The organism is Piscinibacter sp. HJYY11 (assembly GCF_016735515.1).
GTDB lineage: Bacteria > Pseudomonadota > Gammaproteobacteria > Burkholderiales > Burkholderiaceae_C > Rhizobacter.
In genome coordinates, this window is the sequence record NZ_JAERQZ010000001.1 from 417776 (window position 1) to 443394 (window position 25619).

20 protein-coding genes are annotated in these 25619 nt (G+C 70.1%); 7 read left to right on the forward strand and 13 right to left on the reverse strand.

The window, feature by feature from the left end:
• Positions 1-29 precede the first annotated feature (29 nt).
• The 5 genes from JI745_RS01910 to JI745_RS01930 are packed head-to-tail and all read right to left on the reverse strand — an operon-like array spanning position 30 to position 4929.
• Positions 30-344 (reverse strand): hypothetical protein, encoded by a 315-nt coding sequence (locus JI745_RS01910; protein ID WP_201803322.1) that lies wholly within the window; start codon positions 342-344, stop codon positions 30-32.
• A gap of 43 nt (positions 345-387) precedes the next feature.
• Positions 388-1293 carry an alpha/beta fold hydrolase gene (locus JI745_RS01915; protein WP_404932790.1) on the reverse strand — a complete coding sequence of 302 codons (906 nt, stop codon included), beginning with the start codon at positions 1291-1293 and terminating at the stop codon, positions 388-390.
• A gap of 56 nt (positions 1294-1349) precedes the next feature.
• A complete protein-coding gene (locus JI745_RS01920) occupies positions 1350-3407 on the reverse strand; it encodes a GAF domain-containing protein (RefSeq protein WP_201803324.1) in 2058 nt (685 codons plus the stop codon).
• Positions 3404-4144, reverse strand: a complete 741-nt coding sequence (locus JI745_RS26700) for a winged helix-turn-helix domain-containing protein (RefSeq protein WP_201803325.1) — start codon at positions 4142-4144, stop codon at positions 3404-3406. Before JI745_RS26700 ends, JI745_RS01920 begins: the two co-directional genes overlap by 4 nt.
• Before the next feature lie 29 nt (positions 4145-4173).
• Positions 4174-4929 (reverse strand): DeoR/GlpR family DNA-binding transcription regulator, encoded by a 756-nt coding sequence (locus JI745_RS01930; protein ID WP_201803326.1) that lies wholly within the window; start codon positions 4927-4929, stop codon positions 4174-4176.
• Positions 4930-5015: 86 nt separating this feature from the next.
• On the opposite strand from JI745_RS01930, the gene JI745_RS01935 reads away from it, so the two are divergent.
• Positions 5016-5402, forward strand: coding sequence for a DUF4406 domain-containing protein (locus JI745_RS01935; protein ID WP_201803327.1), 387 nt, complete (start codon positions 5016-5018; stop codon positions 5400-5402).
• Here JI745_RS01935 and JI745_RS01940 read toward each other — a convergent pair.
• Together JI745_RS01940 and JI745_RS01945 are read right to left on the reverse strand one after the other, a co-directional pair.
• Entirely contained in the window at positions 5366-9214 is a 3849-nt protein-coding gene (locus JI745_RS01940; protein ID WP_201803328.1) for an ATP-binding protein, read from the reverse strand. The two genes, JI745_RS01935 and JI745_RS01940, sit on opposite strands and share 37 nt — an antisense overlap.
• 105 nt (positions 9215-9319) lie before the next feature.
• Positions 9320-9718: a hypothetical protein gene (locus JI745_RS01945; protein WP_201803330.1), complete on the reverse strand. Its 399-nt coding sequence runs from the start codon at positions 9716-9718 to the stop codon at positions 9320-9322.
• 295 nt (positions 9719-10013) lie between these two features.
• On the opposite strand from JI745_RS01945, the gene JI745_RS01950 reads away from it, so the two are divergent.
• Positions 10014-10580, forward strand: coding sequence for a phasin family protein (locus tag JI745_RS01950; RefSeq protein WP_201803331.1), 567 nt, complete (start codon positions 10014-10016; stop codon positions 10578-10580).
• A gap of 15 nt (positions 10581-10595) precedes the next feature.
• On the opposite strand, the gene JI745_RS01955 is transcribed toward JI745_RS01950, so the two are convergent.
• Positions 10596-11054 carry a universal stress protein gene (locus tag JI745_RS01955; RefSeq protein ID WP_201803332.1) on the reverse strand — a complete coding sequence of 153 codons (459 nt, stop codon included), beginning with the start codon at positions 11052-11054 and terminating at the stop codon, positions 10596-10598.
• A 150-nt stretch (positions 11055-11204) separates the two neighbouring features.
• On the opposite strand from JI745_RS01955, the gene JI745_RS01960 reads away from it, so the two are divergent.
• Positions 11205-11633: a DUF4124 domain-containing protein gene (locus tag JI745_RS01960; protein ID WP_201803333.1), complete on the forward strand. Its 429-nt coding sequence runs from the start codon at positions 11205-11207 to the stop codon at positions 11631-11633.
• 48 nt (positions 11634-11681) lie between these two features.
• Positions 11682-11936: a hypothetical protein gene (locus JI745_RS01965; RefSeq protein ID WP_201803334.1), complete on the forward strand. Its 255-nt coding sequence runs from the start codon at positions 11682-11684 to the stop codon at positions 11934-11936.
• A gap of 54 nt (positions 11937-11990) precedes the next feature.
• On the opposite strand, the gene JI745_RS01970 is transcribed toward JI745_RS01965, so the two are convergent.
• The 5 genes from JI745_RS01970 to JI745_RS01990 all read right to left on the reverse strand — a co-directional run bounded on the left by JI745_RS01970 (position 11991) and on the right by JI745_RS01990 (position 16541).
• The gene (locus JI745_RS01970) at positions 11991-12833 is read right to left on the reverse strand and encodes a universal stress protein (RefSeq protein ID WP_201803335.1); all 843 of its coding nucleotides are present in this window, start codon (positions 12831-12833) and stop codon (positions 11991-11993) included.
• Positions 12834-12852: 19 nt separating this feature from the next.
• Entirely contained in the window at positions 12853-13275 is a 423-nt protein-coding gene (locus JI745_RS01975; RefSeq protein ID WP_201803336.1) for a universal stress protein, read from the reverse strand.
• 92 nt (positions 13276-13367) lie between these two features.
• On the reverse strand, positions 13368-14594 hold the full coding sequence (locus JI745_RS01980; RefSeq protein ID WP_201803338.1) for a serine hydrolase: 1227 nt from the start codon (positions 14592-14594) through the stop codon (positions 13368-13370).
• Positions 14591-15748, reverse strand: a complete 1158-nt coding sequence (locus JI745_RS01985) for an amidohydrolase family protein (protein ID WP_201803340.1) — start codon at positions 15746-15748, stop codon at positions 14591-14593. Before JI745_RS01985 ends, JI745_RS01980 begins: the two co-directional genes overlap by 4 nt.
• A 106-nt stretch (positions 15749-15854) precedes the next feature.
• The gene (locus JI745_RS01990; RefSeq protein ID WP_201803341.1) at positions 15855-16541 is read right to left on the reverse strand and encodes a TetR/AcrR family transcriptional regulator; all 687 of its coding nucleotides are present in this window, start codon (positions 16539-16541) and stop codon (positions 15855-15857) included.
• A gap of 202 nt (positions 16542-16743) precedes the next feature.
• On the opposite strand from JI745_RS01990, the gene JI745_RS01995 reads away from it, so the two are divergent.
• The 3 genes from JI745_RS01995 to JI745_RS02005 all read left to right on the forward strand — a co-directional run bounded on the left by JI745_RS01995 (position 16744) and on the right by JI745_RS02005 (position 25610).
• Positions 16744-22689: an AAA family ATPase gene (locus JI745_RS01995; RefSeq protein ID WP_201803343.1), complete on the forward strand. Its 5946-nt coding sequence runs from the start codon at positions 16744-16746 to the stop codon at positions 22687-22689.
• Positions 22690-22750: 61 nt separating this feature from the next.
• Positions 22751-23992 (forward strand): nitronate monooxygenase family protein, encoded by a 1242-nt coding sequence (locus tag JI745_RS02000; RefSeq protein ID WP_201803344.1) that lies wholly within the window; start codon positions 22751-22753, stop codon positions 23990-23992.
• A 121-nt stretch (positions 23993-24113) separates the two neighbouring features.
• Positions 24114-25610 carry a PAS domain-containing sensor histidine kinase gene (locus tag JI745_RS02005; RefSeq protein WP_201803345.1) on the forward strand — a complete coding sequence of 499 codons (1497 nt, stop codon included), beginning with the start codon at positions 24114-24116 and terminating at the stop codon, positions 25608-25610.
• Positions 25611-25619 lie beyond the last annotated feature (9 nt).

Sequence of the window (25619 nt, forward strand, 5' to 3'; positions counted from 1 at the left end):
GCCTGCGGTCGAGCTCGTCTTGCAAACGATCAGAGGTGCACCGGGGGCCCGCGGCTGCGCGGCGGCACAGGTGTGGCGGTGTGGTCCGGCGGGTTGGCCCAGGCGTGCGCCTCGAAGGCGAGGTCGGACCGCAAGCGCGGTCCTTCTGCGTCGAGGGCAACCCCCAGGCCGACATGGGACAAGGCGAGGCACGACGCGCAGGCCACGGCCGCGCCTCGGTGCTCGGCGTCTCCGTCCGCTGGCGAGGAAGCGGCCGCGAGGTGGCTCAGCTCGTGCAGCACGGCGCCGTGCTGCGCGAGCAACACGAACACCGACAGAAGGAGTGTGCTGAGGAGCTTGCGCATGGAGGGAGGCCGGCGCCGCGGGTGGGCCAGCGCGCTGATTGTGTCAGCTGCGCGCCGAAACGCGCGAGAGAAAGTCGCGCATCAGCGTGACCACCTCGTCCAGGTTCGTCTCCAGCAGCCAGTGCCCGCCGTCGAGCAGGTGCAACTCGGCCTCCGGCAGGTCGCGCAGATAGGCCCGGGCCGACATCTCGGGCATGTAGCGGTCTTGCGGGCCCCACACGATCAAGGTGGGCGGCCGGTGCTCGCGCAGGTAGCGCCGGTGCTCGGGGAACCAGGCGCGGTTCTCGCGCAGGCCGGCGATGAGGTCGATGGCGATCTCCTTGCGCCGGGGCGTGAGCAGCGAGGCGTGCAGCGTCCACAGGTCCGGCGGAATGAGGTCGGCCAGCTCGGGCCTCAGTGCGTTCAGGAATTCCTCGCGGAAGGTCTCGACGTTGATCGCCTTGCCAAGCGCCTGCCGCATCTGCGCCGGCGGCAGCGCCCAGGTCTTCTCGATGTCGGCATACGCCGGGCCGAGCGCGTCTTCGTACGGCACGTCGCCGTTCTGGATGACGAGCCCCGCCACCCGCTCGGGTGCGCGGATCGCGAGCCGTGCGCCGATGGGCGAGCCGAAGTCGTGGAGATACAGCACATACCGGTCGAGCCCGAGCGCGCGGGTGAATCGGTCGAGGAATGCCGCGTAGCCATCGAAGCTGTAGTCGAAGTCGTCCGGCGTCGAGCTGTAGCCCGCGCCCGGGTAGTCGGGCGCGATCAGGCGCCAGCGATCGGCCAGGCGTGGCAGCAGGTTGCGGAACTCGTACGACGAACAGGGGTAGCCGTGCGGCAGCAGCACGACCGGCGCGCGTGGGTCGCCGGCTTCGCGGTAGAAGGTGTCGACGTTGCCGATCTGGATGCGTCGGTGGTGCAGGCGGGTGTCCATGGGCAGGCTCCTCGGCTGCGACGGGTGTCGCATGCACGAGCCTCTCGGCAACCTGCATGCCCAGGGCGCGCCCGCCGGCGCCTGGTCGCTCAGCCCTTGGCCGCCTGCAAGGCCGTCACCAGCGCATGCGCGAGCTCCTCGCGCGAATACGGCTTGGCCAGCAGCTCCCACGACAGCGGCGCGCTCTGGCTCGTGTCGAGCAGCTCGGCCGAGAAGCCCGACATCAGGAGGATCGCGAGCTGCGGCAGCCGCGCCTGCGCTTCGCGCGCAAGCTCGGTGCCGCGCATGCCGGGGCCGAGCGCGATGTCGCTCAGCAGCAGCCCGTAGCCCGCATCCTGCGTGAGCAGCGGCAGCGCCTGCTCGGCGCTCGCGCAGGGCGTGACCTCGCAGCCGAGCGTGGCCAGGAAGCGCATGGCGACCGCCCGAACCTCGGCCTCGTCTTCGACCAGCAGCACCTTGAGCCCGGGCGGGATATCGCCGGGGCTGGCGCCGGCGTCCGCCGCCGCCTGCTCGGCTTCCGCGAAGCGCGGGATGTAAAGCGTGACCGTGGTGCCTTGGCCGACGGTGCTGTCGAGCGTGATGGCGCCATGGGACTGCTTGACGAAGCCGTAGACCGTCGACAGGCCGAGGCCCGTGCCGCGGCCGAGCTCCTTGGTGGTGAAGAAGGGCTCGAAGGCGCGCTCCTTGACCGTGTCGGACATGCCGGACCCGGTGTCCGACACCGAGATGGCGATGTAGGCATCGGGCCGGTCGTGCAGCTCGAAGTCACCGCGCAGCTGCATCGGGAGCGCCGCGCAGAGCTGGCCGCTGAAGCTGAGCGTGCCTCCGTTGGGCATGGCGTCGCGGGCGTTGATGGCGATGTTGAGCAGCGCCGATTCGAGCTGGCCCGGGTCGGCCACGCACGGTGGACAGTCGTCGGGCGCGTGGACCTCGATGCGGATGCGCTGGTCGAGCGTGCGGCGCAGCATGTCGGCCAGCGAGTCGATCAGCACCGGCACGTCGATGCGGGTCGGGCTCAGCACCTGCCGGCGCGAGAACGCGAGCAGCTTGCCGGTGAGCTCGGCGCCGCGCTTGCTCGCACGCGCCGCGGCGCCCACCAGCTGCTGGGCGAAGCCGTCGCCCTCGATCGCGGGCAGCTCCTCCAGCACCTGCAGGTTGCCCTGGATCACGGTGAGCAGGTTGTTGAAGTCGTGCGCGATGCCGCCCGTCAACTGGCCCACGCTCTCCAGGCGCTGCGCGTGGTGCAGCGACTCTTCGGATTGCACGCGCTGCAGCGTGGCGGCCAGCAGGTTGGCGAGCGATTCGAGGAAGCGCACCTCGTCGTCGCCGAAACGCTGCGGCTGCGTCGAGCGCACTGCGAGGGCACCCACCACCTGGCCCTTGTCGGACAGCGGCACGGCCATCGCGCTCACCAGGCCGGCGTCGAGGTAGGCCTGCGGCACGGCGTAGCGCGTCTCGCGGCGGTAGTCGGCCACGATCACGGGCCGCGCATGCTCGTAGACGTAGCCGGGCGGTGTGTCGGGCCGGTTGGGGATGCGCTTGCCGACCGCCTCGCTCGGCAGCAGGCCGGTGCCGGCGGCCACGCGGAACTCGAGCTGGTTGGGCTCGAGCAGGAACACCACCGCCACCTGCACCTGCAGCGCCTCCATGGCCTGCAGCGGCAGTTGCTCCAGCAGCAGGCTGGCATCGCGCGCGTCGACCGCCAGCCGCCCCATGCGCGCCACGCATTCGGCGTAGTGCGCACGTTGCAGGGCTCGCTTCACGCGCGGGTAGTTGCCGATGCCGCGGATGGCCACCACCACGTGCGGCAGGCCCTGGCTCGTGAGCGGGCTGAGCGAGATCTCGACCATCACCTCGCTGCCATCGCGCCGCTTGGCCACGAGCTCCATGTCGGTGCCCATCGGCCGCGGTCGGGGGCTCTTGGCGTAGCCCGCGCGGTATTCGGCGTGGCGCGGGCGGATGCTGTCGGGCACCAGCGCATCGACCGAGAGTCCCACGAGCTGCTCGGCGCTGTAGTCGAGCAGGGCTTCGGCGGCCGGGTTGGCAAGCTCGATCACGCCCTGGCCGTTGACGAGCAGCAGCGCGTCGGGATAGGCCGCGAAGATCGACCTGAAGAGCGCCGGCTCGTCGACGCCTTGCAGGTTCATGCGGGGCTCACCGGTGGCACGAACACATACCCCGCGCTGCGCACCGACTTGATGATCTGCGGCTGCTCGGGGTCGGCCTCGATCTTCTTGCGCAGGCGGCCGATCTGCACGTCGATCGTGCGGTCGAAGGGGCCCGCCTCGCGGCCACGGGTCTGCTCCAGCAGGAAGTCGCGCGAGAGCACGCGGCCCGGGTGCCGGGCCAGCACGCACAGCAGGTCGAACTCGCCCGAGGTGAGCGCCACGTCGTGCCCCTCGGGGTGGATCAGGCGGCGGGCGGCGCTGTCGAGCTGCCAGCCTTCGAACTTCAGCCGGTCGGGGCTCGCGGGAGGTGCCGGTGCAGCGGCCGCGGGTGCGGCAGGCGAGCCCTCGATGCGGCGCAACACGGCCTTGATGCGCGCCACGAGCTCGCGCAGGTCGAAGGGCTTGGTCACGTAGTCGTCGGCACCGACCTCCAGGCCCACCACCTTGTCGACCGCATCGCCGCGGCCGGTCACGATCACCAGGCCGCAGCGCCAGTGCTCGCGCAACTGGCGGGCGATGACGAAGCCGTCTTCGCCGGGCAGGCCCAGGTCGAGCAGCACCAGGGCCGGCGTGTCCCGGGCCATCAGCTCCATCAGCGCGCGGCCGTTGTGGAGCTGGCTCACGCGGTAGCCGTGCGTCTTGAGGTAGTTGCCGAGCAACTGGGTGATGTCGAGCTCGTCGTCGAGGACGGCGATGTGGGTGGCGTGGGTGGTCACGGCAGAAGGTTAACCCGGTGCCGGCCCGTTCAGGCGGTCTCGACCTTCACGCCGCCGGTGCGCAGGGTCTTGAGCGTGCGCGCCGGCGTGCCGCGCGGCACGACGAGCTGCGTGATGTCGCGCAGCGTCGTCACGAGAAACGGCGAGGCCGCGAGCAGCTTCTCCGACGAGGCCAGCACCACCGTCTCGGCCGCGCGGTTGTGCAGCGCGCGCTTGACCGCCGCTTCTTCCGCGTCGCCGGTGCTCAGGCCCGCTTCGGGGTGCACGCCGGTCACGCCCATGAAGTAGAGGTCGGCCCGCAGGCGCGAGGCGGCGTCGATCAGCTCGGCGCCCACGTTGACCATCGAGTGGCGGAAGAGCCGCCCACCGAGCATCAGGATGTCGATGTGCGGGTGCGCCGCGAGCGCCACCGCGACGGTGGGGCTGTGGGTGACGAGCGTGGCGCGCAGGCCCGGTGCGAGGTGGCGTGCTACCTGGAGCGCGGTGGTGCCGCCGTCGAGGATCACCACCTGGCCCGGCTGGACCATCGCGGCGCCGGCGCGGCCGAGCGCGATCTTCTCGTCGGGCGACACGCTCTCGCGCACCTTGAGGTCGGCCATCGCGGCCGAGGCGGGCAGGGCGCCGCCATGCACGCGCTGCAGCTTGCCGGCCTGGGCCAGCTCGCGCAGGTCGCGCCGGATGGTGTCCTCGGAGGTGCCGAGTTCCTGCGCGAGGTCCTTCGCGACGATCTGCCCTTCGGCGGCGAGGCGTTGGAGGATGAGCTGCTTGCGTTGCACGGTGAGCATGGGTGCGGATTCTCGTCGGGGGCTTGTGCTCGTGCGCATGGGTGCCTATGATTGCACGAAGTTGCACGAAACTACATGAGGTTGCCATGACCACAGATCGCCCGAACCGACCCCTTCTCGTCCTCATCGCCGGCCCCTACATGTCGGGCACCAACGGTGACCCGGCGCGCATCGCCGCCAACCGCGCCGAACTCGAGCGCCATGCGCTGCCCATCTACGAGCGCGGCCACCTGCCGCTCATCGGCGAATGGATGGCGCTGCCGATCATCCATTCGGCGGGTGGCAAGGAGCATGGCGATGCGGTGTTCCAGGCCTACCAGTACCCGGTGGCGCACCGCCTCATCGAGCGCTGCGACGCGGTGCTGCGCCTGCCCGGCGCCTCGCGTGGGGCCGACATGGACGTCGCGCGCGCGAAGGAGCTGGGCCTGGCCGTCGTCTACGACGTGAACGAGCTGCCCTTGCGCGCGGCCTGAGCGTCGGCGAGCGCCGACGGTGGCGGCAGTGGCTCGTCTGCCAGCGGCGGCCATTGCGAGAGCGGCGCATCGCGCAGGAGCTGCTCCACGAGCTGCGTGTCGACCGGCTTGAGCAGGTGGTGGTCGAAGCCAACCGCACCTGATTTGCGCCGGTCTTCCGCCTGGCCCCAGCCGGTGAGCGCGATGAGCGTCACGTCCTGCCCGCCATCGCTGGCACGCACCGCACGCGCGACGTCGTAGCCATCGAGCTTGGGCATGCCGATGTCCAGCAGCATCACGTCGGGCTTGAAGCGCCGCGCCAGGGCCAGGGCCTCTTCGCCATCGAAGGCGATGATGGTCCGATGGCCCAGCATCTCGAGGATGAGGCTCAGGCTGCGGGCGGAGTCGCGGTTGTCGTCGGCCACGAGCACGCGGCGCTGCTGCGCCGGTGCCACCGCCGCGGCATCGTCGCCCGTCGCGGCGTCGTCGCTCGTCGCCTGGGCGATCGGAATGTGCACCGTGAACTCGCTCCCCTGGCCACGGCCGGCGCTGCGAAGCGTGATGTCGCCGTCGTGCATCTGCGCGAGCCCGCGCGCGAGCGCGAGGCCGATGCCCAGTCCGCCTTGCGAGCGGTGCACCTGCGTGAACATGTCGAACACCTGCTGCTGGAGCGCCGGGTCGATGCCCAGGCCGGTGTCGGCGATGCGCACCAGCGCCTGGCCGCCCTCGTGGTCGACGCGGACGGAGACCGTCCCTCCGCTCGGCGTGAACTTGGCCGCGTTGTTGAGCAGGTTGATGAACACCTGCGCCAGCCGCGTGAGGTCGGCATGCACGACGATGTGCTCGGAGGGCAGCTCCACCTTGAGCTCGTGGCCGGCCTGCTCGACGAAGGGCCGGCTCGCCTCGAGCGCGTGCTGGAGCACCTGCACCAGCGACACGTGCCGGCGCTGCAGCTCCACCTTGCCGCGGCTGATGCGGCTCACGTCGAGCAGGTCGTCGATCAGGCGGACCATGTGCGTCAGCTGGCGGTCCATCATCGAGCGCACGCGCTCCTGCATCGCGGGGTCGTTCACCCGGCGCAGGATCTCCAGCCCGTTGCGCAAGGGCGCCAGCGGGTTGCGCAGCTCGTGGGAGAGCGTGGCGATGAAGGCGCTCTTGCGGTCGTCCACGTCGCGCAGGGCCGCGTGGCTCGCTTCGAGCTCCTTGCGCGCGAGCACCTGGCGGGAGATGTCGCGCAGGTAGCAGACGAGGCCATGGCCGCCGTCGGGCATGGGGATGCGGTCGACGCGCCACTCGTAGTACTCGACCACGCCGCGGTCGCGCCGGCGTTCGGCGGTCTCGGGCGCGGCGTAGGGCTCGCCGGTGACGAGCGTGTGCCGGAAGATGCGCTCCACCTTGTCGGCAAAGGGCTTGTCCCACAGCAGGTGCATGACCTCGCCGAGGTCGCGCCCGACGATGCCGCCTTCCACGTTGCTGAAGACCGGCAGCGCCACCGGGTTGGCCTGCAGGATGCGGAAGTCGGCCCCGATCAGCACCGCGCCCACCGGCGCGTGGTTCAGCAGCGCCGCCATCTGGTCGCTGTGCTCGCGCAGGCTGGCGATGGCGTGGCTGCGGATGACCTCGCCGGCCAGCAGGCTGCTCACGCGGCTGCGCAGCTCGCGTGCGCTGAAGGGCTTGACGAGGTAGTCGTCGGCGCCGGCCTGGCGTCCTTCGATGCGCGCCTCTTCGCCGGCGCGCGCCGAGAGCATGAGGATGGGCACCGACTGGAGCGATGCGTCTTCCCGCAGTGCGCGCATCAGGCCGAAGCCGTCGAGCCTAGGCATCATCATGTCGGTCACGACGAGGTCGGGCCGCGCCTCGCGCGCCAGCGCCAGCGCTTCCACGCCGTCGTGTGCCGTCACCACCTCGTGCTCGGGCTCGAGCAGTCGCTGCACGTAGTGGCGCAGGTCGGCGTTGTCATCGGCCAGCAGGACGCGCGCGCGCTTGAGGCCGGGCACCGCGACCGCGGGCTCGGTGGCCTCGGGCTCCAGCAGCCAGCCCAGGGCCTCCTGCACGTAGCTGCGCGAGTGGTGCGACGGGCCGGCCGCGTCGGGCGAGCGCTCCACCTGCTCGATCGGCAGGTGCGCGTAGCCGGTGGGGACGTCGACGGTGAAGATGGAGCCGCGGTCGATCTCGCTCTCGACCCTGATGCTGCCGCCATGCAGCTTCACCAGCTCGTGCACGAGCGCGAGCCCGATGCCGCTGCCTTCGTGGCTGCGGCCGCGGCCGTCCTGCACGCGGTGGAAGCGCTCGAACACACGCTCGAGCGAATCCGCCGGGATCCCCACGCCGGTGTCGGCGACCTGCAGGCGCAGCCGCTCATCGGTGATGTCGACCGTGACGACGATCTCGCCCGCGAGCGTGTACTTCACCGCGTTGGACAGCAGGTTGAGCACCACCTTTTCCCACATGTCGCGGTCGACCCAGGCCCAGGCCGGCTCGGGCGGGAGGTGCACGCGCAGCGAGAGGCCCGCGCGTTCGCAGGCGGCGCGGAAGCTGCTCGCCAGGTCGGCGGTGAGGTCGGCCACGTCGGTCTGCTGGTAGCGCGCGTTGGCGCGGCCCGACTCGATGCGGGCGAAGTCGAGCAGGGTGTTCACGAGCTTGAGCAGCCGCTCGCCGTTGCGTTGCACCACGCGCAGCGACTCGCGAGCCGGCTCGGGCGCGCGTGACATCGCTTCGTCCAGCGGGCCGAGCATCAGCGTGAGCGGCGTGCGGAACTCGTGGCTCACGTTGCTGAAGAACTCGGTCTTGGCACGGTCGAGCTGCGCGAGCGACTCGGCGCGCGCGCGCTCGTGCTCGGACGCCTGCGCATCCGCGATCGCGGTGCCGATGTGGCGGGCCACCATGTCGAAGAAGATCCGGTAGGCCGCGTCCAGCGGCTGCCGCGGGCTCACCCCGGCGATCAGCACGCCGGCAAGACCCTCGCGCGTGCTCGCCGGAATGGGCAGCAGCAGCGCGCAGGTGGCCGGCTCGGGGTAGGGCCCGCCGGGCAGGCTCAGGCCGGCGGGCGCGAGGTCGGCCAGCTCGACCACCTCGCGCGTCCGCACAACGGTGGCCAGCGGCCACGGCGTGCCGGCCGCACGGTCCAGCGGCACGGTCGGAGGCAACTGCGACGGCGGCAGCGCGTGCGTCGACGCCGCGAGCCGGGCGTGCCCGCCATCGACCCGGTAGACGGCCGCGAAGGGCACGTCGTGCCGGTTCGTCGCAAGCGCCTGCACCGTCAGCCGGCAGGCGCCTTCGACGCTGCGCACCTCGGCGTTGCGCAGGCCGAGCTTGCGCAGGCTTTCGAGGCGGCGCGGCCCGATGACCTGGCCGGTGGTCTCGGTGCAGGGGGTGAAGACGCCTTCGACGCGTGTCCCGTCGACCGACAGGATGGGCGAATAGGTGTAGCGGACGTAGACCTCTTCGCGCGGCAGCCTGCGGTTGAAGAAAAACGGCGTGTCCTCGGGCACGGTCGGGATGCCGGTCGTCATCACGCCGTCGAGCAACGGGCCGATGACGTCCCAGATCTCCGGCCAGCCCTCGCGGCCGGGCCGGCCCAGCACGCGCGGGTGCTTGGCATCGCCCAGGAAGGAGATGTAGGCGTCGTTGTAGAGCATGGTGAGGCTCTGGCCCCACCACAGGACCATGGGGAAGCGCGTCGTCAGGCAGAGGTTGAGCGCGATGCGCAGGTTCTGCGGCCAGTGCTCAGGCTGGCCGAGGTCGCTCGCCGACCAATCGAATGCGCGCATGCGGCGAGCCATCTCGCTGTCGCCCGGGAAGATCCGGACGAGCTGGTCTTCGGGAAGGGGCATGCACCACTCCAGTAGGGCTTCCGTCCCATTCTGCGCGGGCGCAATCCCCCGCGGCAGAAAGGGCCAAGCCGCTGGCGGGACTTGGCCGCGCAGATGCGTGGCGGTTCAGGAGCCCGTCTGCGACAGGACGTCGAGCTCGCCGAATTGGCTGCAGCTGCGGCACACCGTTTGCTCGGGCGCTTCGAGCAACTCGTCCCAGCCAATGGGTTCCTGGCATTCGTCGCAGAGGCCGTAGCGGCCGTTGCCCATGCGGGCCTGGGCCTGGCGCACGGCGGCGAGCGCCTGTTCGGCGCGCTCGATGCGGGCCAGCGTGGCTCCGCCGTCATCGGGTTTCTTGTCGTCCATCATCGCGCGCTGCGCATGCGCCGAGAGTCGGCTGCGCTGTGCGCGGATCTCTTCGCCGAGGTAGAGCGAGCGCTCTCGCAAGCGGCTCTGGAAGAGGGCCAGGAGGATCATGTCCGGTTCGGCCGGATGCGGGGGAAGATCCTTGCTTCGGCTGGTCATGCGTGATCTCCATGGAGTGCATCGCCTCCTTTGACTGCCCGGCACAGCTTGAAGGCTTGCACGGCCAGCGTCGTTGAGAACGATCAATTTCTATCGAGATGCAGCTCCGGGCGCAGGCGCCCGAGCCCTGAACATAGCCGCTGATCTGCGTGGCGACAAGCAGTGTCACGTGTTGCACTGCCGCACGTCATGGCCTTGTCAAGCATCGATATGCGCAACGGGTGCAGGGGCATTGCGCCAAGCCGCGTGGTGCGCGCTTCAATGCGGGTTCGCCGCACTCACGAGGAGACACCCCATGGCAAGCAGGAACCAGAAGGCGGCCGCATCGCGCACGAGCGCGCCGGCCGCATCGATGCCCATGTTGGCAGCGGCGGAGTCGTCAGGCTTCGCCATGGCGCAGGAGCAGATGCAGTCGTTGATGAGCCTCGCGGACGTGGTGCTCAAACGGGCGGAGGAGTTGCGCCGTTGCCAGCTCGAAACCGCCCAGCAGGCGCGCAGGCGGCACGACAAGGCCCGTGCGGATGTGGCGTCAGCCGGCAACCCGACCGAGCTCCTGAACGTGCAGGCGGAATTGCTGCGCGACGACCTGGAAAGCGCAAGCCAGTACTGGCAGCGCATGACCTCGATCTGCACCGCCGCGCAAGCCGAGACACTCGAGCACATGACCCGGGCCGCCGGCTTGCTCGCCCGCGCGGCCGGCACGGCCACCACGCCGGAGAACGGGAGCGTGGGCAAGGTGACCGAGGCGGCGTCAACCGAGAAGCCCGATGGCGCCGAGGCGGCGCAGGCGTGGAACCGCTGGGTCGACCTCGGGCGGCAGTGGTCCGACATGCTGTACCGCACCGAGGCGGCCCTGCACTGAACCACCCCGCCGGGATCACTCGGCGGCCGGCTCCACCCAGTGCGACTGTCCGCTCTTGACGATGGTCACGGGCACCGGCGAGCCGCGCAGCACGCGCTGCGACACCGAGCCGAGCAGCACGCTGCGTGCGAGGCCCCGGCCGCGCGCGCCCATCACCACCGCGTCGCAGTCGAAGCGCTCGCCTGCCTCGAGGATCGTGGGCGCAGGTTCGCCGCTCAGCAGCTCCTTCTCGAACTCGATGTCGGCCTGGCGCAGCAGGTCTTCGGCAGCCTCGAGCGAATGGTGGCCGGCCGCGCCGCTCACGCGTTCCAGCACGTCGGCGCTCGGAGCGAGCACCATCTCGTAGAGGTAGGTGGGCTCCTGCACGTTGACGAGCACGACACTGGCGTCGAGGCCGTTGCGCACGAGGGCCAACACGTGGCGCACCGCATCGAGCGCGTGCTCCGAGCCATCCACCGGCAGCAGGATCTTCATGGGCAACCTCCAGGGTCGGGCATCCGCAGCTTACGCGCCGTATTTCGCAAAGCCAAGGTGAATGTAGAGGCGGCGGGGCCGGCACGCTCTGGCACACTGGCTTGCACCGGCTGGTGCCTGACCTGAGATCTGCACGGAGTGTCTTCCTTCATGAACGTTCGATTCCTCATCCTGGCCCTGCTGGCCGGCCATGCCGGCCTCGCGTCGGCACAGCAGATGTACAAGTGCGGCAACACCTTCAGCCAGACGCCGTGTGCGCCGGATGCCGTGGCCAGGCCGGTGCAGCCGTCGGCCGCGCCCGAGACGCCTGCGGGCGGCCTCGCCGGCTACGAGCTGTGCGCCGCGGCGGCGCGGAAGATGGTGCGGACGCCCGAGCCCGAGACTGCGCGCATCCAGCCCATCGGCGAGCGGCGCAGCGAGGTCATCCAGTACGCCGGCAAGCCGATCGCCACCCACCGCTACGACCTCTCGGTCGATGCCAAGACGCCCTACGGCGTGTACTCCGGGCTCCAGCCCTACGCCTGCTGGCTGAGCGAAGACCAGCGTCGGGTGCTGCAGTTCCGCTCGTTGCGCGACTGACCGACATCTCGGCGCAGCGGCGGCACCGATCTTGCCGCGGCCTGCGTCATGGACCAACTCTTGAACGCCGTGCAATGGCCGGCCATGCTCGTCACCTTGCTGGCCTCCTGGCTGGTGGCGTCGAAAAACCCGAGGCGGCGCGCCTTCGGTTTCTGGTGCTTCATCGGGAGCAACCTGCTGTGGGTGGCCTGGGGCTGGCATGCGCAGGCCTACGCGTTGATCGCCCTGCAGGTGGGCCTGTTCCTGCTCAACCTGCGCGGCGCCAAGAAGGCCGACGAAGCCTCGGCGCAGCAGGGCGGCTGAGTTGCTCGATGCGCCACCCCTTGCAGCAAGGGCGTGGCGAGCTTGCGCATGCCCTCAGTGGGCGAGCAGCACCGGTACCGTCATCGAACGGAGCACGGTGCGCGTGGCGCCGCCCAGCACGAGCTCGCGCGCGCGGCTGTGGCCGTAGCAGCCCATCACCAGCAGGTCGCTGCCGAGGTCGGTGGTCAGCGAGAGCAGCCGCTCGCCGGCCTGGCCGGGGCCGTCGCCGTACCAGTGCAGCGTGGCGCTGATGCCGTGGCTGGCGAGGTACTGCTCCAGCTGGGCCCGGTCGGCCGCGGCCTGCACCGCGCCCTGGGGGTCGTTCCAGCTCACCACGTGCACCTGCTTCGCATGGGCGAGCAGGGGCAGGGCGGCGCCGAGGGCGCGGGCCGATTCGCGGCTGGCGTTCCAGGCCACGAGGACGTTGTGCCCGACCGTGCGCACGTCGCCGGTGTAAGGCACGACGAGCGCCGGCTTGCCGCTGTCGACCACCACCGACTCGACGAAGTCGGCCGGCACGTCGCGCGCGGTGGCCGAGCCGGGCTCGTGCTGGCCGAGCACCACGAGGTCGGCGCACAGGGCCGCCTGGGCCACGCCCCAGGTCGGCGGCTCGGTGCCGAGCTCGCGCCAGTCGATCAGCGGGCCTGCCTCCTTGCTGAAGCGGTCGAAGGCCGACAGGGCGCGCTCGCGGCGGTCGGCGTCGAGCTTGAGGACGAAAGCCCCGGCCTGCGAGCTCTCGGCGGCGGTGAAGGGCATCTCGGCGAAGCTCGAGGTCACGGCGAAGAGGCCGGTGACACGCGCCTCGTGCGTGATGGCGAGCTGCCGCGCCACCTGGAGCCGCACCGCGCAGCGGGGCGACGCGTCGAGGTGCAGCAGGATGTGCTTGATCGGGCTCATGACGGTCTCGCCGCGGCCATCAGCGCACGATGAGCACCGGCGTCGCGCAGTGCCCGAGCACGCGCGAGGTCACCGAGCCCATCACCAGCGAGCTGAGCGGCGAGTGCCCGTGCGAGCCCATCATCACCAGGTCGTACTGGCCTTCCTTGGCGGTGGCGGCGATCGTGTCGGCCGCGTTGCCCACCTTGGTGACGAAGGTCGGCTTCCACTGGCGCTCGGCGGCGAAGCCGCGCACGGTCTTCAAGACCTCCTCGGCCTGGTCGTCGTAGTACTTCTGCAGCGAGGCGCGGTCGATGTAGCCGGTGACGTGCGGCGGCACCGCCGTCACGACCGTGAGCGCGGTGAACTCACCCGTTGGGCCGAGCAGCTCGGGGTGCGCCGCCAGGTAGGCGAGCATGCGCTGGGTGTACTGGCTGCCGTCGACGGCGAGAAGGATTTTCATGGTGAGGCCTCGCGGGGTGATGACGAGGCCCTACGGTACGCCCCTGCGCATACCCCGAGGCTTGATCGGGGTCAATTCAGGGGCATGGACCCTCAGTCGACGATGGCCGAATAGACGAGGTTCTTCAGCTGCCCGCGGATGTTGAAGGTGCCCGAGGGCACGAGCTGCGTCATGAAGATCACCACCAGGTCTTCGATCGGGTCGACCCAGAAGATGGTCGAAGCCATGCCGCCCCAGTAGAAGTCGCCGGGGCCGTAGCTGCCCGCCGCCACTTCGCTGATCGTGGTGGCAAAGCCCAGGCCGAAGCCGATGCCTTCGTTGGCGGTCTCGGAGAAGTTGCCGAGCGCAACCTGCGTCAGGTCTTTCCCGCCGGGGAGGTGGTTCTGCGTCATCAGGCGCAGCGTGCGCGGGCCGATGATGCGGGCACCGTCGAGCTCGCCGCCGCGGCGCAGCATCTCGCAGAAGCGGTGGTAGTCGGCCATCGTGCTCACCAGCCCGCCGCCGCCCGAGACGAAGACCGGCGGCTTCGCGTACGTGCTCGCCTGCGGGTCGTCCATCAGCGCGAGCGTCTTGTCTTCGCGGCGGATGTAGTTGGCGGCGAAGCGGTCGACCTTGTCGGGCGCGATCTGGAAGGCGGTGTCCTTCATGCCCAGCGGGTCGAAGATGTGCTTCTGCAGGTAGTCCTCGAAGGGCATGCCCGAGATCGCCTGCACCAGGTAGCCGCAGACGTCGGTCGAGAAGGAATACATCCAGCGCTCGCCGGGCTCGTAGCGCAGCGGCACCTGGCCCAGCTTCTTGACGAAGCTCTCCAGGTCTTGCCGTGCACCGCGGGTGAGGCCCAAGTCGCCGTAGACCTGATCGACCGGGTGCAGCGTGGCGCCGGGGATGGCGAGCGGCCCGCCGCCGTAGGTGATGCCGCCGCTGTGGTTGAGCATGTTGCGGAACGAGACCGGCCGGTCGGGCACCTTGGTCTGCATCGTCGGGCCCGAGCCCGAGACCCACACACGCTGCTTCTTCCACTCGGGGATATAGCGCGAGACCGCATCGTTGAGCTGGAAGTGCCCCTGCTCGTAGAGCTGCATCAGCGCGATCGAGGTGATCGGCTTGGTCATCGAGTAGATGCGGAAGATGGTGTCGTCGCGCAGCGGCTTGTTGCGCTCACGGTCCATCAGGCCCAGTGCGCTCTGGTAGGCGATCTTGCCGCGGCGAGCCACCAGCGTCTGGCAGCCGGGGAGCTTGCCGGGCTTGATGTAGTGCTTGTGGAGGTGCTCGGTGATGAGGGCGAGACGGTCGGCATCCAGACCAGTGCTGTTGCTCATGCCGGCACCGCCATCATGTTTTCGAAGTTGGTGCGGTAGAACATTTCCTTGGCGTCCTCGGTGATGTCGGTGAAGGTGCGCTCGAAGCGGCCGATGGGGTCGTTGGTGCCCTCGGGGTGAGGGTAGTCGCTGGAGAAGAGAAAGAGCTCGGGCCCCGCGTCGCGGATCATGCGGCCCACATCCTCGCCAGGGAAGGGCGTGAACTTCACGGCGCGGCGGATGTACTCCGACGGCTTCATCGGCATCGCCGCCAGCGTCGGGTCGCCTTTCCTGAAGATGCGCTGCGAGAGGTCGAGCATGCGCAGGTACTCGGGCACCCAGCCGGCGCCGAGCTCGATCACGCCGCCCCGCAGCTTGGGGAAGCGCTCGAACACGCCATCGAAGACGAGCGAGGTCAGGAACTGCTGCGGCCCGATCGCCAGCACCATGAAGTCGCGCACCCGCAGGTTCTCGCCGTCTTCGGCGCCGGTGATGTCTTTCGGCTTCGGCAGGCCGTTGTTCTCGTACTCGGGGATCTTGGTCTTGCTGTTGGGGCCCACGTGCAGCATGAAGGGCACGCGCAGGTCGCAGAAGGTCTGCCAGACGATGTCGAGGTCGGGATGGCCCGGCGACTTGTTGCCCGCCGGCATGCCGGGGATCCAGAACGCGCCGCAGCCCAGGCGCACGCCTTTCTTCATCTCCTCGACGCAGCGCCTGGGGTCGGCGAGCGAGAGCTGGCCCACCGCGATGAGCCGGTCGTCACCGGCGCAGAACTCGCCCATCGCGCGGTTGTGCGCGCGAACGCCGCCGTAGCGCACGTCCATGTCTTCGTGGTGAAGGTACTGGCCGGCGCTGAAGGTGGAAAACACCAGCTGGCGGTGGAAGCCCAGGTCGTCGAGTGCGGCCTTGCGTTCTGCGGCATCGAACGCTCCCGGCGCACTCCAGCCCTTGAGGCCGTGCACCACGTCGTTCGGCTGCTCGCCGCGCGCGGCACGCGCCTTCTGCTTCTCGACTTCCTGGTGGATGAACTCGTAGCTGTTGGTCGCCGACTTTGACAGGTTGAGCGGCGGCATCCTGTCGCGCAACTCGGGGTCGGTGTGGCGGGCGATCCAGTCGACCGTCTCCATGATGTGGCTGTCGGCGTCGTGGCAGACGCGGTTGGCGGCGTAGGGCATCACGAGTCTCCTTGCGCCCTGCGTGGGGCAGGGTCTGAAAATTAGTATAACGATCGTGTAATAGCCCGCGCCCGGGGCAACCCGGAGATCGAGAGGTGATCAGGCCTCAGGCCTTGCGGCGCCTGGTGGCTGGGGCGGGGGCTTTGGCGTTCGCCTTGGGCTTGCCGGCCGGGACCTGCTGGGCCTCCAGCGCATGCCAGCCGCCCATCACGAAGTCGCTCCAGACCTGCGCCGCACGCTCGGCGCTGATGCCGGCGCGCTTCAAGGCGCGTGACGAGAGGATCGGCGCGTTGACCGTCATCACCGTGCAGATGAAGGCGACGTCTTTCGGCACGCCGTAGGTCTTCATCAGGCGCTTGATGAAGTGCTCGGTGATGGCGCTGCGCTCGTTGCGCTCGCGCTGGTGCACGAGCTCGGCCACGCTGCGGTCGCTCGCCAGCAGGCGGATCACCGGGCCGCGTTCGTACAGGTAGTTGAAGGCGTTGCGGTTGGAGGCGCGGATCAGCGGCTCCATCGGCACGTCGGCGGGCAGCACGTCGAGCTTGTGGCTGCCGAGGTAGACGTATTCGCGCTCCAGCACGGCACGCAGCAGGTCTTCGCGGCGCGTGAAGTATTTGTAGACCAGCGGCTTGCTCACCCCGGCCTCGTGGGCCACGTTTTCCAGCGTGAAGGTCGACAGGCCCTTGTCGACGATGTAGGAGACGGCACTGTCGAGGATCTGCTCGCGCCGTGCCTCGGGCGACATGCGGCGGGCGCGGGTGGCGGGAGCTTTCGTGTCGGCAGGGTCGGACATGCGCTGGGACGGAACGGAAGAGGGCGGGACGGGGCGCTGCGCCGGGAGCATAGGGCAGCCCTTCGTGAACAAGCTGTCATTCCGTTCAGATTCACCTCAGGGCTTTCCCGTCTCAACGACTAGCACGACCGGCCGATATCGAACGTAGCCGATCTCCCGGGCAGGCTCCTCGCCCGGTCTCCACGAACAAGGTCCACACCACATGACGAAGCCCGACAAGCCGGCAGTCCCGAGCGCGCCCACCCAGACGACCGACGTGGTGCTCTACCGCACCGAACAGGCCTGCGTGTTGCGCCGCACACAGGCAGACGGCCAGCGCGTGGTGGTGAAGCAGGCCATCGGCGCGCCCGCCGTGCGCCGCCTGGGGCATGAGCTGACCATGCTGAAGCGCGTGGCCCACGTGGCCGGCGTGCCGGCGGTGATGGACACCCCGGCGGCCGACACCCTGGTGCTGCGCGACGACGGCGGCATCGCCCTCACCGACTATCTGCGCGACAGGACGCTGAGCACCACGCAGGCGGTTGACTACGCGCTCGGCGCGGCGCGCATCCTCGCGGCCGTGCACAAGGCCGGCGTGGTGCACAAGGACATCGGCCCCGGCAACCTGCTGATCCACCCCGAGACGCTCGCCCCGACGCTGATCGACTTCAACATCTCGGTGCTCGCCGGCGCCGAGGCGGCCGCGGCCGCCGATGCCGAGATCTCCGGCACCTGGGCCTACATGTCGCCCGAGCACACCGGCCGCACCGGGCGTGCGCCCGACGCGCGCTCCGACCTTTATTCCTTCGGCATGACGCTGTACCAGGTGCTGGTGGGCCGCAAGCCCTTCGAGACCGAAGACCTGCTCGAGCTCGTGCACGCGCACCTGGTGCAGATGCCCGAGGCCCCCGCCACGCTCGTGCCGGAAGTGCCGGCCGTGCTGTCCGACATCGTGATGCGCCTCGTGGCCAAGGAGCCCGAGAAGCGCTACCAGAGCGCCGAAGGCCTCGCGCAGGACCTGCAGCGCCTGCAGCGCGGGCTGGCCGCGGAGACGGTCGAATCGTTCGAGCTCGGCGCCTTCGACTTCGGTGCCGAACTGAAGGCGCCGGCCGGTCTGGTCGGGCGCGACAAGGAGATCGAACGACTGCGCGCGGTCTTCGAGGCCGCTCGCGAAGGCAGGACGCCATGGCTGTGGATCCAGGGCGAGGCCGGTGTCGGCAAGTCGGCCCTGGTCGATGAACTCCGCAGCATCGCCGCCACGCGCCGTGCCTGGTATGCCGGCGGGCGTTTCACCGCCGCGTCGGCCAGCGACAGCGCGCATGCGCTCGCCGGCTTCAGCGGCCTCGGCCGCCAGCTCGTGGCCTTGCCGACCGGGCAACTCGCGCAGGTGCGCGACAAGCTGCTCGCCGCGCTCGACGGCCGCCTGGGCTATGGCGTGGCGCAACTGCCCGAATTCAGGAGCCTGCTGGGCGAACACCCGGCGGCGGAGCCCGAAGGCGACGCCGACACCGCGATCGCCGACGCCGCCGTGCGCCTGCTGCGCGCGCTCGCCAGCGCCGAGCGGCCGGTGGTGTTGGTGGCCGATGACCTGCAGCATGCGCCGCCGCTGATGTTCAAGCTGCTCGCCGCGCTGAGCACCGAAGCGGCGCGCGCTCTCATCCCCGGTCTGCTGCTGGTGGCCGCGGGCCCGGCCGACCTCGCCGAGCGCGTGCGGGCCTTCGCACCCGCCGACCTCGAGGTCGCGCCGCTCGCCGCAGACGCTGCGGCCCGCATGATCGCGACCATGCTGCGCATGCCGGTCGACCAGGCCAGCCCGCTGGCCGCCTCCCTCGAGCGCCACACGCGGCACTGCCCGGGCCGCATCGTCGCATTGCTCAATGCGCTGCGCGCCGACAGCGTGCTGAGCCTCGGCGATGGCCGCTGGGTGTGGGACGGCGAGGCCGTGCGCCGGTATGTGGGCGCCGCCAGCCCCGCCGAGCTGCAGGCCCGCATCGCCGCGCTGCCGAAGGCGACGGCCGGGCTCGTCCACGCGCTTGCCGCCCTCGGTGGCCACGCCGCATGGGCCGACCTCGTGGCCGCCACCGGCCAGACCCCGGCGCGGCTGCGCAAGGCGCTGGCCGCCGCCCTCGACGACGGCCTCGTGGTCGACGGTGACGACGGCCCGGCGCTGCCGCGCGCGACCGTCGGTGAAGCCGCGCTGGCTGCACTGCCGGCGGCCGAGCGCCATGCGCTGCACCTCGGCTTCGCCCGCAAGCTCGACGCCGCCAAGCGGCCCGAGGCGCTGGTCGCAACGCAGTATTTCCATGCGGGTCTGGCCGCGGATGATGGGCTGGACACCCGCGACCGCCGCCGCGCCGCCGAGCTGCTCGAGCGCGAGGGCGATGCGCTGCGTGCGCGTGGCCAGATCGACCTCTCGGAGCGCTACCTGTCGGTCGCGCTCAGCTCGCTTCGCCTGGTGGCGGGCGCCGACGAGCAGCAACGTGTCTTCGACCTCAGCGTCAAGCGGCTGCAATCCCTCTTCGAGCTGGGCCGTCATGCCGATGTCGACGCTGTCTACCGGTCCTTGCTCGATGCCGGCTTCGCGCCCGAGCTGCTGAGCGGCGCGTTGCGGCACCAGATCTACAGCCTGGTGGCGCGCAGCAAGTTCGCCGATGCGATGCAGGCTGGCCTCGACCTGCTGGCGCGTCTGGAGATGCCCAAGCCGGCCGACATCCGCCCGGACCTCGGCGCCGGCATCGCGCGCCTGGTCGGCTGGTACCGCGGCGACGATCGCCTGCGCGACTTCGATCGCCCCGAGATCAACACCGGCCGCGAGCTGGCCCTGGCGCAGAGCCTGCCCGAGACCACCACGCCCGCCTACTTCGCCGACCCGCCGACCTGGGCCTGGCTCACGCTGATGGCCCACAAGATCTGGGTCGAACACGGGCCGCATCCGCGGCTGGCCGGCTCGGTCGCGTCGCTGCCCTTCGTGCTGGTCGGCACGCCGCAGGATTTCCGCGGCGCCCACGCGGTGGGCCGCCACGTGATCGAGGTGTGCGAGAAGCGCGGCTTCGACCAGGCCCAGGCGCTGGGGCGTTGCATCTTCGCGATCTCGGCGGCGCACTGGGTCGATTCGCTCGAGCTGATCCTCGGCGAGTTCCACCGCGCACGGGCCGACCTGATGCGCATGCGCGAGCCTTTTGTCGCCTTCAGCTACGTCGCCAGCGACGTGGCATTCGACTGCCAGCCCACGCTGGCCCTGGCCATGCCCGAGGTGAAGGCCGGGCTCGACTTCGCCCTCGCACAGCGCAACCTCGACTTCCAGCAGCGCTACCAGCCGCGCCTGCAGCTGCAGCTCGCGCTGCGCGGTGAAACGCGCTCGGCCGGCGCCTTGACCGACGACCACTTCGACGAAGCCGACTACGTGACCAGGATCGACCCGACGGGCACGACCGCGGCCACGTACCACATGGTCGCGACCATCCGGGCCGCGCTGTTCGGCGATGCGCCCGCCTTGGCGAAACACAGTGCAATGGCCGTGGCGCTCGCGCCCCGCACGCCCGGCTACTACTTGAGCGCCGTGGCGCGCGCGCTGCGCGTTCTCTCGCTGGCCGACCAGCTGCGAAGTGCAGCAGAAGAAGACAAGCCCAAGCTCGTCGAAGAGCTCGATGCGACCCTCGCGTGGGTGAAGGCCCGCGCCACCGATGCGCCGGCCAACTTCGCCCACCTCGCGGCCTGGCTCGACGCCGAACGTGCGTGGGCGCTCGAGTCGGTGTGGACGGCGGGTGCCGCCTTCGATGCCGCCGTGACCGCCGCGAAGGACGTGCCGCGCCCGTGGCACAAGGCCTTGATCCATGAGCGCGCCGCGCTCTTCCGCCTGTCGCAAGGCATGGAAGAAGCGGCCAAGCCGATCCTCTTCGCCGCCTGCGAGCTGTACGACGCCTGGGGCGCGGCCGGCAAGGTGAAGGAGCTGCGCCGCCAGCATGCCTTCCTGCGCTCGGGCAAGGGCCTCTCGCGCAGCGATTCGGGCAAGACCACCTCGGTGGTCGGTGCCGAGATGCTCGACCTGATGGCGGTGCTGCGCGCCTCGCAGGCGCTGAGCTCGGAGACGGTGCTGGCCAAGCTGACCGACCGTGTCGGCAAGGTGCTCGGCACCATCACCGGCGCGACCGGCGTGCAGCTGATCGTGCGGCCGGAAGAAGGTTCGGACGACTGGGTGATGGCGCACACGCTGGGCGATGCGAAGCCGCAGACGGTCGAAGAAGCCGGCGCGGCCGGTGAACTCGCGCTGTCGGCCTTCCGCTATGCCGAGCGCACCCGCGAGCTGCTGCTGATCGAAGACGTGGTGCGCGACGAGCGCTTCAACGAAGACGCCTTCGCGCAGAAGCTCGAGCAGTGCTCGATGATGTTCTCGCCCATCGTCAAGCAGGGCCACCTGCACGCGATGCTGGTGCTCGAGAACCGCCAGCGGCGCAACGCCTTCAGCGGCGACCGCCTCGACTCGGTGGCGCTGATCGCCGGCCAGCTCTCGGTGTCGCTCGACAACGCGCTGCTGTATGCGTCGCTCGAGAAGCGCGTGGCCGAGCGCACCGCCCAGCTGCGCCAGAAGACCAACGACATCAACGCGATGCTGCAGAACATGCCGCAGGGCGTGCTGACGGTGGTCTCGGGCGGGGCGATCCACCCCGAGTACTCGGCCTACCTCGAAACCATCTTCGAGACGACCGACATCGCCGGCGTGTCGGTGATGGACCTCATCTTTGCGAAGACCAGCCTCGGCGCCGACCTGCTGTCGCAGGTGGACGCGGCCATTGCCTCGGTGATCGGCGAAGACGAGATGAACTACGAGTTCAACTCGCACCTGCTGGTGGCCGAGCTCGACAAGACGCTGGCCGATGGCAAGGTGAAGTCATTGGCCCTGAGCTGGTCACCCATCGTGGGCGAGGAAGGCAACGTCGACAAGCTCATGCTCTGCGTGCGCGACGTCACCGAGCTCAAGCGCCTGGAAGCCGAGGCCAACGCCCGCAAGCGCGAGCTGCAGGTGATCGGCGAGATCCTGGCGGTGAGCCAGGAGAAGTTCCACGAGTTCATCGACAGTGCGCGCGGCTTCATCGCCGAAAACAAGGCGCTGATCGAGAAGACGGCTGAGAAGAAGCCCGACGCGATCAACCTGCTGTTCCGCAACATGCACACCATCAAGGGCAATGCGCGGACCTATGGCTTCCTTGGCCTCACGAACCAGGTGCATGTGACCGAGCAGCATTACGACGACCTGCGCAAGGACGCGCAGGCGGTGTGGGAACAGGGCGCGCTGCTGGCCGAGCTGGCCCAGGTGCATGAGCTGATCGAGCACTACGCCCACGTGAACGACGTGGTGCTCGGCCGCAAGGGCCCGGGCCGCCGCGCCGCGGTGGAGAAGTTCCTGATGGTCGAGCGCGACACGGTGGCCGAGACGCTCTCGATGCTGATGGGTGTGGACCACAGCGACCCGAACGCCATGCGCCTTGCGCTGCAGCATGTGGGCAGCACGCTGCACATGCTGGGCACCCAGCCGATCGGCGAGATCCTCTCGGGCACGCTCGAGTCGCTGCCCTCACTCGCCAGGGAGCTGGGCAAGGCGCCGCCGCAGGTGCACATCGAAGACCACGGCCTGATGGTGCGCACGCAGGCCTCGTCGCTCTTGAAGAACCTCTTCACCCACCTGCTGCGCAACTCGGTCGACCACGGCATCGAGAAGCCGGAGCTGCGTGCCGCCGCCGGCAAGCCCGACGCCGGCCGCATCGACCTTCGCCTGCACGTGGACGACGGCAAGCTGTGGATCCACCTGAAGGACGACGGCCGCGGCCTGGCCCTCGGCAGGATCCGCCAGCAGGCGATGGAGCAGAACCTGCTGACGCGGGGCGCCAGCACCAGCGCCGAGGAGGTGGCCCAGCTCATCTTCCGCTCCGGCTTCTCGACCGCCGAACAGGTGACCGAGGTGTCGGGGCGCGGGGTGGGCATGGACGCGGTGCGCGCGTTCCTCGAGAAGGAGGGCGGCTCGATCGCCATCCGCTTCCTCGACGACCGTGAGAACGCCGACTTCCGGCCCTTCGAGACGGTGATCGCGCTGCCCGACAAGTTCGCGGCATCGTTGCATGCGGCGATGTCGTTCGACGCGCTGCGCAGCCGCCTGGTCACGAGCAAGGCCTGAGGCACCCTTTCTTGATGCACCGCAAGGAACGGGGCGCAGCCGGCCGGTAGCCTCGCCGGCCATGACTGCGCCACCGTCCTCCGACCACACGCTTCGCCACATCGACCCCCTCATCGCCCCGTCGCTGCAGCGCGGCGGGCTTGCGCCCCTTGCGCTGGGAGACAGGACGCTCCTGCCGGTGGTGCAGGGCGGCATGGGCGTGGGCATCTCGGCGCACCGCCTGGCGGGCGCGGTGGCCCGCCTGGGCGGCGTGGGCACCATCTCGTCGGTGGACCTGCGGCGCCACCACCCCGACCTGATGGCGCGCACCCAGGGCCTGGCGGCACAGGTCGGCCGCGAGGCCGAGGCCAAGGCCTGCATCGACGAAGCCAACCTCGAAGCGCTGGAGCGCGAGATCCGCGCGGCGCGCCGGCACTCGCTGGGCCGCGGGCTGGTCGCGATCAACGTGATGCGGGCGGTGAGCGAGTACGCCGCCTCGGTGAAGCGCGCGCTGGAGTGCGGCATCGAGGCCGTGGTGGTGGGTGCCGGCCTGCCACTCGACCTGCCCGACCTGGCGCAGGACCACCCGCGTGCCTTGCTCGTGCCCATCCTGTCGGACCTGCGCGGCGTGCAGCTCATCGTGCGCAAGTGGGAGCGCAAGAAGCGCATGCCCGATGCCATCGTGATCGAGCACCCACGGCTCGCCGGCGGGCACCTCGGGGCGGCCAGGGTGGCCGACCTGCAGGACCCGCGCTTCGACTTCGAGAACGTGCTGCCGCAGGCGCGGGCCTTCCTGCGCTCGGCAGGCCTCGAGCGCGAAGTGCCGCTCATCGCCGCCGGCGGCGTGCGCAGCCACGACGACATCGCCCGCCTGCAGCGCCTGGGCGCGGCCGGCGTGCAACTGGGCACGCCGTTCGCCGTCACCGAAGAGAGCGATGCCGACCCCGCGTTCAAGCGCGTGCTGGCCGAGGCGCGCGACGAGGACCTGGTCGAGTTCACGAGCGTGGCGGGCCTGCCGGCGCGCGCCGTCGGCACGCCGTGGCTGCGCAGCTACCTCAAGATCGAAGACCGGCTGCAGAAGGTGGCCCACCTGCGCACGCGCTGCACCAAGGCCTTCGATTGCCTGGCGCAGTGCGGCCTGCGCGACGGGCTGCCGGGCTGGGGCCAGTTCTGCATCGACCACCAGCTCGGCGCCGCCCTGCGGGGCGACACGCGCAAGGGCCTCTTCTTCCGCGGCGTGGGCGCGCTGCCCTTCGGCTCGCAGATCCGCAGCGTGCGCGACCTGCTCGAGCGCCTGCTCGCCCCCACGCCCCAGGCCGCGTAGCACTGGCGGAAAGGCGGTGCGCACGGGCCCGCCGATGCCCCTACCCGTGCAAGGTGTGACAGGTGCGGTGCCGCGTGCCCGATGCTCCAATGGTTGCACGCCAACTCTCCAGTCCGCCTGCATGGACGTCGCGTCTGCCGACACGCCATTCGATGCCGCCACACTGTTTGCCCAGGAGCTGCCCGACGCCTGCGTGGTGCTCACCCTCGACGGACGTGTCGCGCACTGGAGCCGCGGCGCGCAGGCCACTTTCGGCTACGACAGCAGCGAGGCCGTCGGCCACAGCGTGCACGACCTCGTGGTGCCGCTGGACCGGGTGGCCGAGCAGCAGAAGGCCCTGAGCGACATCGTCGGCCAGGGCACGATCACCTACGAGTCGGTGCGGCGCCGCAAGGACGGCACCATGCTCTGCGTCGACGTCACCGCCAAGCTGCTGTCGAGCTCGGGCGAGGGCTCGATCCTGATGTCGGAAAAGGACGTGACCGACATCAAGGTGCAGCGCGACGCCAAGCTGATGGAGGCACGCTTCCGCGAGCTGCTGGAGTCGACGCCCGACGGCATCGTGATGGCCAACCCCACCGGCCACATCGTGATCGCCAACAGCCAGGCCGAGAGCCTCTTCGGCTACGAGCCCGGCGAGCTGCGCGGCAAGCCGGTCGACATCCTGCTGCCCGAGCGCTACCGGCGGGCGCACGTGGGGCACCGCTCCAACTATTTCCTGCAGCCCCGCAAGCGCGCCATGGGCTCCGGGCTTGACCTGTCGGGCGTGCGCAAGGACGGCACCGAGTTCCCCATCGAGATCAGCCTCTCGCCGCTGCGCACCGAGGAAAACGCCTTCGTGATGAGCGCCATCCGCGACATCAGCGAGCGCAAGCGCTTCGAGCGCGCCCTGCAGGAAAAGAACCTCGAACTGGCCACCGCCAACCAGGCGAAGGACCGCTTCCTCGCCAGCATGAGCCATGAGCTGCGCACGCCGCTCAACGCCATCATCGGCTTCACCGGCACGCTGCTGATGGGCCTGCCGGGGCCGCTCACCCCCGACCAGTACAAGCAGCTGCGCACCGTGCAGAGCAGCGCCCGGCACCTGCTCGCGCTCATCAACGACCTGCTCGACGTGGCCAAGATCGAGGCCGGCAAGGTCGACCTGGCCCTGACGCCGATCGACTGCTGCGCGGTGATCGACGAGGTGGCCGCCACGCTCAAGATCCAAGCCGAGGCCAAGGGCCTCAAGCTCAACACCGTGGTGCCGCCGACCCCGCTCATGTGGACGACCGACCGCCGGGCGCTGCACCAGATCGTGCTCAACCTGGCCGGCAACGCGGTGAAGTTCACCGACACCGGCAGCGTGACCCTGAACCTGCGCGAGCACGAGGGGGTGCTCGAGGTGGTGGTCCACGACACCGGGGTCGGCATCCCGCTGGAAGAGCAGTCGAAGCTCTTCGCGCCCTTCAGCCAGGCCGGGAGCATGCGCCCGCGCGCCGCCGAAGGCACCGGCCTTGGCCTGCACCTGAGCCAGCGCCTGGCTGAGCTTCTAGGCGGGCACATCGCCTTCGAGAGCGAACCGGGCGAGGGCAGCCGTTTCACGCTGCGCCTGCAACCCCAGCCCGCTGCCACCTGAGGAGATCGC